This window comes from Vibrio sp. 1S139 (assembly GCF_041439475.1).
Classification (GTDB): domain Bacteria; phylum Pseudomonadota; class Gammaproteobacteria; order Enterobacterales; family Vibrionaceae; genus Vibrio; species Vibrio crassostreae_C.
In genome coordinates this window covers 48,262-62,331 of sequence record NZ_JBGOOD010000029.1, presented here as the reverse complement: position 1 = coordinate 62,331, position 14,070 = coordinate 48,262, and the positions used below count along the sequence as shown (strand labels likewise).

General features: G+C 45.4%; 11 protein-coding genes, 1 tRNA gene and 1 pseudogene. 10 read left to right on the top strand and 3 right to left on the bottom strand.

The window, feature by feature from the left end; translation table 11 throughout:
• Positions 1 to 55: 55 nt before the first annotated feature.
• Positions 56 to 637 (top strand): annotated as a pseudogene (locus tag ACED46_RS11770) (nucleoside transporter C-terminal domain-containing protein); the annotation flags it as partial.
• A 164-nt stretch (positions 638 to 801) separates the two neighbouring features.
• Complete coding sequence (locus ACED46_RS11765; RefSeq protein WP_136978842.1) at positions 802 to 2,616, top strand: sodium:proton antiporter; 1,815 nt, start codon at positions 802 to 804, stop codon at positions 2,614 to 2,616.
• A gap of 125 nt (positions 2,617 to 2,741) precedes the next feature.
• On the opposite strand, the gene folD is transcribed toward ACED46_RS11765, so the two are convergent.
• Positions 2,742 to 3,599 (bottom strand): bifunctional methylenetetrahydrofolate dehydrogenase/methenyltetrahydrofolate cyclohydrolase FolD, encoded by an 858-nt coding sequence (folD, locus tag ACED46_RS11760; RefSeq protein ID WP_017062367.1) that lies wholly within the window; start codon positions 3,597 to 3,599, stop codon positions 2,742 to 2,744.
• Between the two features lie 211 nt (positions 3,600 to 3,810).
• Between folD and ACED46_RS11755 the strand changes: the two genes are divergently transcribed.
• Both ACED46_RS11755 and aroC read left to right on the top strand, forming a co-directional pair.
• A tRNA-Arg gene (locus ACED46_RS11755) sits at positions 3,811 to 3,887 on the top strand.
• A 269-nt stretch (positions 3,888 to 4,156) separates the two neighbouring features.
• Entirely contained in the window at positions 4,157 to 5,242 is a 1,086-nt protein-coding gene (gene aroC, locus ACED46_RS11750; protein ID WP_004734182.1) for a chorismate synthase, read from the top strand.
• Positions 5,243 to 5,392: 150 nt separating this feature from the next.
• Here the strand turns inward: aroC and ACED46_RS11745 are convergent, their stop codons facing one another.
• Positions 5,393 to 6,016, bottom strand: a complete 624-nt coding sequence (locus ACED46_RS11745) for a trimeric intracellular cation channel family protein (protein ID WP_371721496.1) — start codon at positions 6,014 to 6,016, stop codon at positions 5,393 to 5,395.
• Between the two features lie 298 nt (positions 6,017 to 6,314).
• On the opposite strand from ACED46_RS11745, the gene ACED46_RS11740 reads away from it, so the two are divergent.
• From ACED46_RS11740 to ACED46_RS11730, 3 genes are all read left to right on the top strand, one after another.
• Entirely contained in the window at positions 6,315 to 6,845 is a 531-nt protein-coding gene (locus ACED46_RS11740; protein WP_371721497.1) for an elongation factor P hydroxylase, read from the top strand.
• Between the two features lie 9 nt (positions 6,846 to 6,854).
• Positions 6,855 to 7,118, top strand: coding sequence for a YfcL family protein (locus ACED46_RS11735; protein ID WP_017063425.1), 264 nt, complete (start codon positions 6,855 to 6,857; stop codon positions 7,116 to 7,118).
• Positions 7,119 to 7,294: 176 nt separating this feature from the next.
• Positions 7,295 to 7,816 carry an NADPH-dependent FMN reductase gene (locus ACED46_RS11730; RefSeq protein WP_017062355.1) on the top strand — a complete coding sequence of 174 codons (522 nt, stop codon included), beginning with the start codon at positions 7,295 to 7,297 and terminating at the stop codon, positions 7,814 to 7,816.
• A gap of 145 nt (positions 7,817 to 7,961) precedes the next feature.
• Here the strand turns inward: ACED46_RS11730 and mnmC are convergent, their stop codons facing one another.
• The gene (mnmC, locus tag ACED46_RS11725; RefSeq protein WP_371721495.1) at positions 7,962 to 10,040 is read right to left on the bottom strand and encodes a bifunctional tRNA (5-methylaminomethyl-2-thiouridine)(34)-methyltransferase MnmD/FAD-dependent 5-carboxymethylaminomethyl-2-thiouridine(34) oxidoreductase MnmC; all 2,079 of its coding nucleotides are present in this window, start codon (positions 10,038 to 10,040) and stop codon (positions 7,962 to 7,964) included.
• A 128-nt stretch (positions 10,041 to 10,168) separates the two neighbouring features.
• Here mnmC and fabB point away from each other — a divergent pair, with 128 nt between their 5' ends.
• The 3 genes from fabB (at position 10,169) to ACED46_RS11710 (ending at position 14,023) form a co-directional block, all read left to right on the top strand.
• Positions 10,169 to 11,380: a beta-ketoacyl-ACP synthase I gene (gene fabB, locus ACED46_RS11720; RefSeq protein WP_017062353.1), complete on the top strand. Its 1,212-nt coding sequence runs from the start codon at positions 10,169 to 10,171 to the stop codon at positions 11,378 to 11,380.
• 483 nt (positions 11,381 to 11,863) lie between these two features.
• Positions 11,864 to 12,997 carry a 4-phosphoerythronate dehydrogenase gene (locus ACED46_RS11715; protein WP_017062351.1) on the top strand — a complete coding sequence of 378 codons (1,134 nt, stop codon included), beginning with the start codon at positions 11,864 to 11,866 and terminating at the stop codon, positions 12,995 to 12,997.
• 12 nt (positions 12,998 to 13,009) lie between these two features.
• Positions 13,010 to 14,023, top strand: coding sequence for an aspartate-semialdehyde dehydrogenase (locus ACED46_RS11710; RefSeq protein ID WP_017062350.1), 1,014 nt, complete (start codon positions 13,010 to 13,012; stop codon positions 14,021 to 14,023).
• Positions 14,024 to 14,070: the final 47 nt, after the last annotated feature.

The window sequence follows — 14,070 nt, the reverse complement described above, 5'->3', positions numbered from 1 at the left end:
ACAGATTACACCGCAACTTACTTTCTCTTCCATACACCAGAAATCAGCATAGCTCATCTTAGTACCTGGCAGCCCAAATGACGCTCAAGAAAATATTGAGTCTGATGTAGAAATTCCACGAGCAACAAACGTAGTTGAGGCGATGGCAGATGGGGCTATGTCTGGACTTCGTATTGCCGTTGCGGTGGGTGCAACACTTCTTGCCTTTATCAGTGTGATTGCAATGCTGAATGGCTTGCTAGGTATCGTTGGCGGCTGGTTTGGCGTAAACCTAAGCTTCGAACTTATCCTAGGTTATGTGTTTGCACCCGTTGCATGGCTGATCGGTGTGCCGTGGTCTGAGGCTGTGGTTGCGGGCTCATTGATCGGTAACAAGATTGTCGTGAACGAGTTCGTGGCTTTCATCCAACTAATGGATGCTAAAGAGGCGCTAAGTGAGCACTCACAAGCGATCGTAACTTTCGCTCTATGCGGCTTTGCTAACATCTCTACCATGGCGATTCTTATCGGTGGTTTGGGCAGCTTAGTTCCAGAGCGTCGCTCTTTCATCTCACAATATGGCTTCAAAGCAATTTGTGCAGGTGTGTTTGCTAACCTAATGAGTGCTGCTATTGCTGGTGTTGTACTTTCTCTATAGTTAACTGATCATGACTTTACTCCCCCTATAGTAAAGTGACTGATTAATCACAATAATATTCGGTTAGCGTGAAAAAGAGAGCCTATAGTGTAAGAACGTAGGCTTTCTTATTTCATTGAATAGTTTGTACCACAGGGTGTGGTGCAAACCTTTTAGGGGCACAAATGGATTTGTCGATTACTTCTTCTTTGGCGTTAATTGGACTCTTGTCTTTAGCTTGTCAGCAGCTCGGCTGGCGTTTACGTCTTCCCGCCATTCTCCCTCTCCTTATCGTTGGCCTATTGTTAGGTCCCGGCCTGAATATTCTAAATCCCGATGCCATTTTCGGTGATGTGCTGTTTCCTATGATCTCCTTAGGGGTTGCCATCATCTTGTTTGAAGGAGCATTGACCCTAAATTTCAAAGAAATCAGAGGCCATGGCCGGATGGTGACTCACCTCGTGAGTTTCGGCATGTTGATTACATGGGCGTGTATCGTGGTGGGGGCATACTACTTTGTGGACTTCAGTTGGCCGTTAGCCGCACTGTTTGGTGCATTAGTTGTGGTAACTGGCCCTACGGTAATCGTGCCCATGCTTCGCAGTATTCAGCCTAAATCTTCGTTAGGCAGTATCTTGCGATGGGAAGGGATAGTAATTGATCCGATTGGCGCTCTGTTTGCGGTTCTCGTCTACGAGTACATTGTTTCTTCTGCCGACCCTACCGGACACGTTCTGTCAGCTCTGGGCCTGACGTTAGTCATAGGTTTAGGCTTAGGGATCATCGGTGGCCATTTGATTGCCAAGATGCTGCAAGGGCATTGGGTACCGCACTATTTACGTAATGTGGCTGTGCTGACGCTAATGTTGGCGGCGTTCTCGTTTTCTAATGATCTGAGTGAAGAATCGGGTTTATTAACCGTGACCATCATGGGGATCTGGCTTGCCAACGTGAAGGGCTTGGACATCGAAGACATCATCGAATTCAAAGAAACCCTGACCGTGTTACTTATTTCTGCGTTGTTTATTCTGTTAGCCAGTCGACTCGATTCGGGGGCTTTCCTTTCGATAGGTTGGGGCGGTATTGGGTTGCTAGCGGTGGTTATGTTGGTGGCTCGCCCGTTAAGCGTGTGGATCAGCGGGATCGGTACGGATCTTAATTCGGCGGATAAATGGTTTTTGAGTTGGATGGCACCTCGCGGGATCGTAGCAGCCGCGGTTTCTTCTCTGTTTGCGATAAAACTGCAAGAGAAGCAATTGATTGAAGGCGCAGATCTGCTCGTGCCCATGGTGTTCTTAGTCATTATTGGTACGGTTGTGATTCAGAGCTTAACCGCGAGCTGGTGGGCGAGAAGGCTAGGGGTCACTCAAGAGAAAGCGCAAGGGGTTATCTTCTTTGGCGCCACTCACTTTGCAAGACAATTTGCCAAGGTGCTAGCCACACACAACATCAACAGTGTGCTTGCTGATACTAACTGGGAAAGCATTCGCTTAGCTCGTATGGATAACTTGAATGTTTACTTTGGTAACCCAGCTTCAAGCCACGCGGAAAACAATTTGGAACTCGATGGGATAGGGCGTGCGATGATCGTCTCGCCTTATCGTCAAACCAACCCGTTAGTCAGCATGCATTACCAAGACGAGTTTGGTGCCAATAAGGTGTTTGAGCTTGAATCGTCAGAGACTAAGCATGAAAGACATCAAGTGAGCCGCAATGGCAATCGAAGTCTGTTCTCGGAAGGGATTACCTATTCTAAGCTTAACTCACTGATGGCTCAGGGTAGCCAAATTAAAAGTACAGGTTTGACCGAGGCATTTGATTTAAAAGAGTTTAATGCTTTGTATCCTAAAGCCATTCCTCTTGGGGTGATCACTGGCGGTGATTTCCGTTTAATGACACAAGGATCTGAGTTGGAAAAACTCATATCAACGGAGTGTGAGCTTATTAGTTTATTACCGCCTTCTGAACAGACGGAAAAAGTTGAGAGTCCAGATAAGTAGCAACGAGCGCTTCATCAAAAGCGAGTCACCCCGTTTTAAAAACGAATAGCTAAGTACCAAAGCATCAAAAAAGCCGCAACGTTCATCACGTTGCGGCTTTCTAATTTATTTATATGCGCTGCGGACTATTTCGAGTGAAATTGCTCACAAGCGATCATGGTGTTCTCGATTAGGCTCGCCACCGTCATTGGGCCAACACCACCCGGCACAGGTGTGATGAAGCTTGCGCTTTCTTTCGCTACGTCGTATTCAACGTCACCCACTAGTTTGCCAGATTCCAAACGGTTGATACCCACATCGACCACAACAGCGCCTTTCTTAATCCAAGCGCCAGGAATGAAGTTAGGTTTACCAACGGCAACTACAACAACGTCTGCTTGACGCACGTGACCTTCAAGGTCTTTGGTGAAGCGGTGACATGTTGTCGTCGTACAACCTGCTAGAAGAAGCTCTAGCGTCATTGGGCGACCTACGATGTTTGATGCGCCAACCACAACCGCGTGCTTACCACGTAAGTCGATGTTGTAACGGTCAAGCAGCGTGATGATGCCTTTTGGCGTGCAAGAGCGAAGCTTAGGCATGCGCTGAGCCAAACGGCCGACATTGTAGGGGTGGAAGCCATCAACGTCTTTTTCTGGCGTGATACGCTCAAGAACGTGAGTGCTATCAATGCCTGCTGGTAGAGGCAGTTGAACAAGAATACCGTCGATCTCTGGATCGTCGTTCAGTTGGTCTACAAGTGTTAACAATTCGTCTTCTGTCGCAGTGGCTGGCAAGTCGTAAGATTTAGATACGAAGCCAACTTCTTCACACGCTTTACGCTTACTTCCAACGTAAACCTGAGAAGCAGGGTCTTCACCCACTAAAACAACCGCTAGGCCCGGAGCGCGTAATCCAGCTTCAGTACGAGCTTTTACACGTGCAGCAACTTCGGAGCGAACCGTTTGAGAAATTAGCTTTCCATCAATATTTTGAGCAGTCATGAATTTCCTTAGTATTGATATTCAAGTTAGTGGCTGATGTTTTTGGCGCATTATTCCAGAAAATCTTTTTGATTACCATCAAGCAAACGTTTGCTTTGGTCTATTTTCCAACACTTATATGTTTGTTGGCCTTTTTTTACCCACTTAGATCAGAATGTTACATAAAGCCGTTGCTTTACTGATTCGAATTCGTATAATTCGTTCCTGTAGCGCGCCCTTAGCTCAGCTGGATAGAGCACCTCCCTTCTAAGGAGGTGGTCGAAGGTTCGAATCCTTCAGGGCGTGCCATTATTTAAAGAAACCCGATAACTCTCCGAGTTGTCGGGTTTTTTGCATTTTACACATCATAAAACACTTCTTTTCAAGCGCGACTCATTTTCTTCTGTTATTCGTTTCATTCGGCTTATGTAATAGAAAGTTAAAATTGTTCGTTTTTTGGGGTTTACATCATTTGGTAATAAAGCCACTATGAATTCACGAAGAATAGACAAGTAAAGCTATTAGCCAGTCGGTTTAGGAATCAAACCTTCTGCTCAATAGCTGATTTAGAGGAAGTAATGGCAGGAAACAGTATCGGACAACATTTCCGCGTGACCACGTTCGGAGAAAGTCACGGTATCGCACTAGGATGTATCGTAGATGGGTGCCCACCAGGATTAGAAATTACCGAAGCAGACCTTCAAAGAGATTTGGATCGTCGTCGCCCTGGTACTTCTCGCTATACAACGGCTCGTCGTGAAGCGGATGAAGTGAAAATCTTATCAGGTGTATTTGAAGGCCAAACTACGGGTACTTCTATTGGTCTATTGATTGAAAATACAGACCAACGCTCTAAAGACTATTCCGAAATTAAAGACAAGTTCCGCCCTGGCCACGCTGACTATACGTACCATCAAAAGTACGGTGTGCGTGATTACCGAGGTGGTGGTCGTTCTTCAGCTCGTGAAACTGCAATGCGTGTTGCTGCAGGTGCAATTGCGAAGAAATACCTAAAACAAGAATTTGGTGTTGAAATCCAAGCTTACCTTTCTCAAATGGGTGATATCTCAATTGATAAAGTGGATTGGAACGAGATTGAAAACAACGCTTTCTTCTGTCCAGATGCCGACAAAGTACCAGAATTTGATCAACTGATTCGTGACTTGCTAAAAGAAGGCAACTCGATCGGTGCGAAGATTCAAGTGGTTGCGACTAAAGTGCCAGTAGGCCTTGGTGAGCCAATCTTTGATCGTCTAGATGCTGACATCGCGCACGCTCTAATGAGCATTAACGCTGTGAAAGGTGTTGAGATTGGTGATGGCTTCGATGTTGTTAATCAACGCGGTAGTGAACACCGTGACCCATTAACTCCAGAAGGTTTCAGCAGCAATCATGCTGGCGGTATCTTAGGTGGTATCTCTACTGGTCAAGATATTGTGGCAAGCATTGCGCTTAAACCAACATCAAGCATCACTGTACCTGGTGACACAATCACGAAAGATGGTGAAGCAACGCAGCTAATCACGAAAGGTCGTCACGATCCATGTGTTGGCATCCGTGCGGTACCTATTGCAGAAGCAATGCTGGCTATCGTGCTGCTTGACCACTTGCTACGTCATCGTGGTCAAAACTTTGGTGTGACAACTGAAACGCCAAAAATCTAATTCTGCTTCTTTTTATTTAGAATAGAATTGATAGAAACAAAAAAGGGTTGCTTCGTAATGAAGCAACCCTTTTTCACATTAGCAGGATTATTCGTCCGGTTAGCGACTATCGTCATTAAAGACAGCTAGCAGCTAAAGGCTCTTAATCTATTAATGCACTGAGCTTTCAGGATCAAGCTGGAACGAAGGCAAACGCCATTTGAATCTTACAGCCGCCATGCGCAGCAAGTAACCAACTACAAGCGTCACAATTGTCGCCGTTACGTCGTTGATGCCAAGCTCAAGCAAACATAGGTACAAACCTGAAGCGACAAGTGCGACAGACGCGTATAGCTCTTCATGCAACACTAATGGTGTTTGACGACAGATAAGGTCGCGCAGCAAACCACCAAAGACACCGGTGACTAGCGCAGACACCATACAGATCATTGGGTGAAGACCCATGGTCATCGCTACCTTAGTACCAATGATACTGAACACGATAAGCCCTAGTGCATCCAAACGAATGAATAGCCCTTTGAGCTTGATAACCCATTTAGCCAGTCCGGTTGTAATAACACCTGCGATACAGGTGATTGCCAGATACTGCGGGTTTTCAACCCAACCTAAAGGGTAATGGCCAAGTAAGATATCTCGTACTGTACCGCCGCCAATTGCCGTTGCACTCGCAACCAACATTACACCAAACCAATCCATTTTTTGTTTGCCAGCACTGAGAGCGCCGGTCATGGCTTCTGCCGTGATGCCAATGATATACAAAACACTTAGTAGCATTGCTGTAGCTCTATAATATAGGTCTATAAACTCGAGTCTTATAGGCCTTAGGGATATAAAATGAAGCGCGAGTGTAGTAGTAAAAATGCTTGTTGACGAATGAATATTTGTACCGTGAATGGGCGTTTCAGATTAGCTAAACTAATCATTCACCTTAAAGTGGTGTAATCTGGGAATGGCAATCGATTGTCACTGCAAAGTATAATGGCGAACCCGATGTCATTACGCTTGATAGGGCTTTACCGAGCGCTGAAAAAAAAGCAAAATGCCCCAGTTATTTTTACTTAAATTTGATTTTATGACACACCAATACTCAGACATTATCGATATCTTCAATCAGACCTTTTTTGAAAGCTTTAATACCAAACTAGAGCTAGGGGCTGATGAGCCGATCTATTTGTCTGCTGATGATACTATCCCACACCATCGAATCGTGTTCGCACGTGGCTTTTACGCCTCTGCACTCCATGAGATCGCACACTGGTGCGTTGCTGGGCCTGAGCGTCGTTTACTGGAAGATTTTGGCTATTGGTATGAACCTGACGGTCGAACGGAATCGGTTCAAGCTGAGTTTGAAAAAGTAGAAATTCGCCCACAAGCGTATGAATGGATCATTGCGATGAGCGCAGGCTTTCCTTTTAATGTCAGCTGTGACAATCTACACGGCGATTTTGAGCCAGATCGTTTGGCCTTTATGAATAAAGTACATAGCGAAGTTATGGGTATCTTTGAAGTAGGCTTTCCGCCTCGCGTGAAAATGCTCTCTGAAGCATTACGCAGCTTCTACGATGTAGAACCTTTATGTGCTAGCCAATTTATTGTGAAATAAGAGAATATTATGATTATCGAATTTGAAGAAAAACTACTTGAAGTAATTGATGCTCGCATTGAAAACGCATCAGACGATGAACTGTTTGCTGGTGGTTACTTACGTGGTCATATTTCTCTTTCAGTGGCTTCATGTGAAGAAGAAGGCATTGAAGATGTGGCTGAAGTAAAAGCTCGTATTGAACAGAGCCTAGACGACGCTCGCTCTGAACTAACACCAGCAGACCGCACTATCGTTAATGACCTTTGGGTTGAGCTACAAAACCAAGCTTAATCTCGATGTATTAATACTATCCGCTCAGTCCCTTCCTTTCCCATTTTGCTGAGCGAACTGGTTTATTTGAGACTCGTTCGAAATTTTTGAATGAGTCCGTTCATTTCTTGTGATGGTTACATTTTCTTACTACGTTATTCTAATCCCACTTAACGGAATTACAGAAAGGTCACATCATGAAAGTTATCGCATTTGGCGCAAGCACAAGTTCTACCTCAATCAACAAAACACTAGCAACTTACGCAGCAAACTTGATTGAAGGTGCTGAAGTAAAAGTCCTAGACATCAACGATTACAATGTTCCTATGTTCAGTGAAGACACTGAAAAAGAGATTGGCCAAGCGGAAGGTGCTCAAGCATTCCTACGCGACCTAGCTGAAGCTGATGCGTTTGTTATCTCGTTCGCAGAACACAATGGTCACTACCCAGCAGCGTATAAAAACCTATTTGACTGGGCGACACGTATTGAGCGTTCAGTGTTTGGCGAGAAGCCGGCGGTTTACCTAGCGACTTCACCGGGCCCTGGTGGCGCACAAACGGTACTTGGTGCAGCGACAGGTTCTGCACCTTACTTCGGTGGCAACGTGCAAGCGTCAGTTTCAGTACCAAGCTTCTACGATAACTTTGATTTTGAATCTGGTTCTATCAGCAACGAAGAGATCGTTCTACAGATTAAAGACGCGGTTGCTAAGCTGTAAATACAGCTTCGTTTAGAACATCAGTTTAGAGCAACACGAATAACAAAAAGCCCGAGCGACACAATGAACTCGGGCTTTTTAGCTTTTAACTTATTAGTTTCAGATATTCAGAAATTTCAGATGTTCAAAATAGCTGAACTAGAAACTACGGCTTTGATTTAGAATGCTTGTCAGCAACCCATCCAGCCGTTAATGCCTTACCTTTACGCAGTCTGCGTACCCACATTCGACTTGGGTGAATCGCCTCAAGCACATCAACAGGCAAGGGCAGCGGATCGCCACAGATCTGTGATGCTAATACTTCAGCCAATAATGGTGCAGAGCTCAAACCACGTGAACCCAGTCCGATAAAGCAATAAAGGTTAGGGAAGCTTGTTACCGTTTCTACATCCTCAACCGAGTCACGCTGCGGGTTGAAGTTGTGGAGATCTTGGTACTGCTCCTTAATGGCTTCAAAGTCACCAACGTTTCCGACAAACGGAAGGTGGTCACGGCTTACGCTTCGGATACCTTGGCGCGCTAAGTTGTCACTGGTATCGACATCTTTTGTCCATGCTTGGTCTGGTAGTGACCCATGTAGGCGCTCGCCATTGTGCTGCTGAACCTCAATATTAAATTCTTGGTCGATATTGGTTTTGTCGTAGTTCGCACCAATACAGTGATGACCATTGTTGGGGTTCTGTGGCGTCAAATAGCCATCAAAGCACAACACGGTTTTTAGCTGGCTGAGATTTTCCGTGGTCGGAATATGGCTCACTTGGCCTTTAACCGGAGTCAGTGGTACTGGCTGAGTTTGTTCAAACTGAGTGAACTTGTGTCCGTTTGCGACAACTACTTGGTCGTGCTTGGTTTGAATCTCACCTTGAGGTGTATCCATCGTCAGTATCCATTGTTGTTCAGCTTCGAGCCACTCAAGTTGCGTTACTTGATGTTGATAGTGCGCGCTTACTTGGTTGTTCTCTTCTAACTTGCTAATCAAGCCTTGAGTCAGTTGCAGAGGGCTTAGCCAACCACCTAGCGGAAAGTAAACACTCTCTTTATCGACGGGTAAGCCAATCTTTTCGTTGGCTTGCTCTGGCGATAAACGCTGAATCAGGTCGGTGTGGAAGTTGCCTTCCAACATGCGGTTGAGCTTTTTAGTGGAGCCTTGATCCCACATCAAGATGTTCACGCCACACCAACTGTGATCAAATTGAATAGACTGAGTCGCTTGATTAATAAATTGACGAGCAAACAGTAATCCCGGGCCAAACACGCGAGACACGTTCGAGGTCGCTTCGCTTAATAGCGGGTAAATCGCACCTTGGTTGTTACCTGAGGCATTGCCCGCAGCTTGTGGATGTTCACAATAAAGGGTGATGTTTTTACCACGACGGCTTAGCGTTTTGGCTAATGCAGCACTGGCGACACCACCACCAATGATCGCAATGTCTTGGGATTCAGTGTGTTGAGCGAGGCCATACCAAGGTTTGATGTTGGTGTGAGCGTGCTTTTCGCCAAGTCGGCCGGCGATCATTTCTCGCTTAGTACCAAAGCCTTTGACCTTTTTCATTTCAAAGCCAGCTTCAATTAAGCCACGGCGAACAAAGCCAGCAGCGGTGAAGGTGGCGCAGCTACAATCTTGCTTAGCGAGCTTAGCCATGCCGTTGAATAGGTTTTGATTCCACATCTCTGGGTTCTTGCTCGGAGCAAAACCGTCTAAGAACCAAGCATCAACCAAACCTTCACGCGGGGTTGGTACGTTGGGCATGCAATCTTTAATATCGCCAAACCACAAATCAAGCGTGATAGCACCGTCGCCCAGCACAATGCGGTGACATTCAGGTAGAGCAATAGGGTAGTGTTCTTGGAGTTGCGTCGCATACTCGGCTAATTCTGGCCACGATTGGTGTGCTTTGATCAGATCCTCTTTATTTAAAGGATATTTTTCAAAACTGATGAAATGTAACTCTTTGGTCATCGCTTGTGGGTTATCTTTAAGAAAAGCATCGAACCATTGCCAAACTGCAAGAAAGTTCAAACCTGTGCCAAAGCCGGTTTCAGCAATCACAAAGCGGCGTTGTTCATGTTCAAGCCAACGCTCTGGAAGGTGGTTTTGCTTTAAAAAGACGTAGCGAGTTTCTTCTAAACCGTTAACATTGGAGAAGTAAACGTCGTCAAATTGGTCTGAAACTGGCGTGCCAGACTCATTCCATTCCAGTTCTGCATTAGTAATTGAAGTCATAAAATCTATCATTTTGTGATTTGAAGCGATATGTTGGTAGGGATTGTACGAATTTCTAGGAAAGCTGACCACTTTTGTTAGGCTTCTTAGTTATCATCTAGCTGAATTTAGAATTATAGGAATGTCACATGAAACGAGTCGTAATCACCGGTATGGGTATTGTTTCAAGTATCGGTAACAACGTCGAAGAAGTTTTAGCATCACTGAAAGAGGGTAAATCTGGTATTACCGCTTCAGAGCAGTTCAAGGAAAATGGCTTGCGCTCTCAAGTATGGGGTAACCTAAAAATGAACCCTGCTGACCATATCGATCGCAAAAAAATGCGCTTTATGGGTGATGCAGCGGCATTCGCTTATCTTTCAATGGAGCAAGCAATTGCTGATTCTGGCTTAACTGAAGATCAAGTATCTAATGACCGCACGGGTATCGTTGCGGGTTCAGGTGGTGCTTCATCTCTAAACCAAGTAAACGCGGTAGACATCATCCGTGAGAAAGGCGTGAAGCGCGTTGGTCCATACATGGTTCCACGTACAATGGCTTCTACGGTTTCTGCTTGTCTAGCAACTCCTTTCAAAATCCGTGGTGTGAACTACTCTATGAGCTCTGCATGTGCGACATCTGCACACTGTATTGGTCACGCAATGGAGCTTATCCAACTTGGTAAGCAAGACGTTGTATTCGCTGGTGGCGGTGAAGAACTGGATTGGTCTCTGACTATGATGTTCGACGCAATGGGCGCACTTTCTACTAAGTACAACGACACGCCAGAGCTGGCTTCTCGTACCTACGATGCAGACCGTGATGGTTTCGTTATCTCTGGTGGCGGCGGCATGTTAGTTATCGAAGAGCTTGAGCACGCTGTTGCTCGTGGCGCAAAAATCTACGGTGAAATCGTAGGCTACGGCGCAACTTCAGATGGCTACGACATGGTTGCTCCTTCTGGTGAAGGTGCGGTTCGTTGTATGAAGATGGCGATGCAAAACGTTGATGGCGTTGATTACGTGAACACTCACGGTACTTCAACTCCAGTTGGCGACGTTAAAGAGCTAGGCGCTATCCAAGAAGTATTTGGTGGCAACAGCCCAGCAATTTCTGCAACTAAAGCGATGACAGGTCACGCTCTAGGTGCTGCTGGCGTACACGAAGCTATTTACTCAACGCTAATGCTAGATAACGGCTTTATCGCTCCAAGCATTAACGTTTCGAACCTAGACGAAGCTGCTGCTGGCCTAGACATCGTAACTGAAGCTCGTGATCAAGAGCTAACTACAGTTATGTCTAACAGTTTTGGTTTCGGCGGTACGAACGCAACGCTAGTAATCAAAAAGTACCAAGCTTAACTTAAGCTTGAGTTACAGAGACAAGGTTAATCGTTAAAGGGTTGCGCTAGTGCCGATTCAACACGCACAGGTCACCCAGTAATAATGACCATCAGAACAAAGTTTTTAGACGCAGGTTGGTAAACGTGTTTTTTGAACATAGTTTTTAAATCTGGGTTTAGAGATTGAAAGGTTTCCAGAGCTTGACCAGTACTGACTTTGGTTAGTACTGGTTGAACAGACGCAAGACTCTGTCTCCTGGAGAGCGAGATAGGATCCTTTTGTTCTGGATGTTTGCCCGATTGTTTATTCAATCGGGCATTTTTCGTTTTAGCCGTTTGAGATTTGGGTATGGAATCTTATGCCTGTTGTTTGTGCAGACTCAGTGATTCAGCCCTTTATTTATAATGTATTCCAATTGCTACTCGACACCGTGTGTGGAATTTTGCACAATCATTTCAATTCACATTTAGGTCGATAGACCCCAACAAAAGTACTCGCCAAATGAAAATCTTAATCGACGAAAATATGCCTTACGCTGAAGCGCTTTTTAGCCAGCTAGGGGAAGTGACAATGAAGTCTGGTCGCACACTTACTGCTGACGACCTAGTTGACGTAGACGCATTGATGATTCGCTCTGTTACCAAGGTAAACGAATCATTGATCAGCAAAGCCAATAAGCTGAAGTTTGTCGGTACTGCGACGGCTGGTATGGACCATGTTGACCAAGAATTGATGAAAGAGCGTGGCATTTTCTTTACTGCGGCGCCTGGCTGTAACAAGGTGGGTGTTGCTGAGTACGCATTCAGTGCGATGATGGTGCTTGCGCAACAGCAAGGCTTCTCTGTTTTTGATAAAACGGTTGGTATTATCGGCTGTGGTCAGGTAGGTAGCTACTTAGCGAAGTGCCTTGAAGGTATTGGTATCAAAGTTCTGCTGAACGACCCTCTAAAACAGCAAGAGGGTGATACTCGCGAATTTACTGAGTTAGAGACTTTGCTTGAACAATCAGACGTTATTACATTACACACGCCAATCACTAAGACGGGTGAGTATCCAACGCATCACTTGATCAGTGAGCAAGTGCTGAACAACTTACGTGCTGATCAAATCCTGATTAATGCAGCTCGCGGTCCTGTGGTTGATAACCAAGCGCTAAAAGCTCGCCTGCAAAAAGCCGATGGTTTCACTGCAGTGCTTGATGTGTTTGAGTTTGAACCTGAAGTCGACTTTGAGCTTCTTCCGTTACTCGCTTTTGCAACGCCTCACGTAGCGGGCTACGGTTTAGAAGGTAAAGCGCGTGGTACCACGATGATCTTCAACAGTTATTGTGAATTTTTAGGTACTGAACAGCGTGCGTATGCAAGTGACTTATTGCCGACAGCGCCTGTACCTCAAATGAAATTAGATAGAGCTTGGGATGAAGCAACACTGCACAATTTGACTCAGTTGATCTATGATGTGCGCAAAGACGACGCCTTATTCCGTCGCAATATCGTTACGCCGGGTTCTTTTGACAAGATGCGTAAAGAATATTGGGACCGCAGAGAGTACAGTGCAGTCGAGTTAACGGGCGACGAATCTTGTAATTTAACGCCGTTATCTAAACTCGGTTTTATGGTAAAGCCAACTTTATAAAAGAGAGAAACAATGAGCCAAGAATTTAATATTGCTATTTTAGGTGCGACTGGTGCGGTTGGTGAAACCATTCTTGAAGTACTTAAAGAGCGTAAATTCCCTGTCGGTGAAATGCACTTACTAGCAAGTGAACGTAGTGAAGGCAAAACTTCCCGTTTTAACGGCAAAACAATACAAGTACAAAACGTAGAAGACTTCGATTGGTCTCAAGTACATATTGCGTTTTTCTCTGCAGGTAGCGAGCTTTCAGAGCGTTGGGCTCCAATTGCGGCTGATGAAGGTGTGGTTGTCATCGATAACACATCACGCTTCCGTTACGAATACGATGTTCCTCTGGTTGTGCCTGAAGTGAACCCTGAAGCGATTGCTGAGTTCCGTAACCGTAACATCATCGCGAACCCTAACTGCTCGACTATCCAAATGGTAGTAGCGCTAAAACCAATTCACGATGAAGTGGGCCTTGAGCGTATTAACGTTTCAACTTACCAATCTGTGTCTGGTGCAGGTAAGCCAGGTATCGATGAGCTAGCGGGTCAAACGGCTAAGCTTCTTAACGGTATGCCAGCTGAAAACTCAGCGTTCTCACAACAAATCGCTTTCAACTGTATTCCTCAAATCGATGAATTTACAGAGAACGGCTACACGCGTGAAGAGATGAAGATGGTTTGGGAAACTCAAAAAATCTTTGCTGACTCTTCAATCACAGTGAACCCGACTTGTGTCCGCGTACCAGTATTTTACGGTCACGCAGAATCTCTACACATTGAAACTCGCGCACCAATCGGTGCAGAGCAAGTGGTTCAGCTTCTAGAGAACACAGAAGGTGTTGAAGTATTCCAAGCGCTAGACTTCCCAACTCAAGTTCGTGATGCAGGTGGTAAAGACCACGTAATGGTTGGTCGTATTCGTAACGACATCAGCCATCACAGTGGCGTAAACATGTGGGTTGTCGCTGATAACGTTCGTAAAGGCGCAGCAACAAACGCAGTTCAAATCGCTGAAGTTCTGATTCGCGATTACTTCTAAGCTTTATTGCTTTGATAAAAAAGCCTCACTCTTTAGTGGGGCTTTTT

Excerpts from the sequence above, each read along its gene's own strand:
- ACED46_RS11740 (WP_371721497.1), top strand. The coding sequence starts at position 6,315 with ATGACACACCAATACTCAGACATTATCGATATCTTCAATCAGACCTTT.
- fabB (WP_017062353.1), top strand. The coding sequence starts at position 10,169 with ATGAAACGAGTCGTAATCACCGGTATGGGTATTGTTTCAAGTATCGGT.
- ACED46_RS11715 (WP_017062351.1), top strand. The coding sequence starts at position 11,864 with ATGAAAATCTTAATCGACGAAAATATGCCTTACGCTGAAGCGCTTTTT.
- ACED46_RS11765 (WP_136978842.1), top strand. The coding sequence starts at position 802 with ATGGATTTGTCGATTACTTCTTCTTTGGCGTTAATTGGACTCTTGTCT.
- mnmC (WP_371721495.1), bottom strand. The coding sequence starts at position 10,040 with ATGACTTCAATTACTAATGCAGAACTGGAATGGAATGAGTCTGGCACG.
- folD (WP_017062367.1), bottom strand. The coding sequence starts at position 3,599 with ATGACTGCTCAAAATATTGATGGAAAGCTAATTTCTCAAACGGTTCGC.
- ACED46_RS11745 (WP_371721496.1), bottom strand. The coding sequence starts at position 6,016 with ATGCTACTAAGTGTTTTGTATATCATTGGCATCACGGCAGAAGCCATG.
- ACED46_RS11735 (WP_017063425.1), top strand. The coding sequence starts at position 6,855 with ATGATTATCGAATTTGAAGAAAAACTACTTGAAGTAATTGATGCTCGC.
- aroC (WP_004734182.1), top strand. The coding sequence starts at position 4,157 with ATGGCAGGAAACAGTATCGGACAACATTTCCGCGTGACCACGTTCGGA.
- ACED46_RS11730 (WP_017062355.1), top strand. The coding sequence starts at position 7,295 with ATGAAAGTTATCGCATTTGGCGCAAGCACAAGTTCTACCTCAATCAAC.
- ACED46_RS11710 (WP_017062350.1), top strand. The coding sequence starts at position 13,010 with ATGAGCCAAGAATTTAATATTGCTATTTTAGGTGCGACTGGTGCGGTT.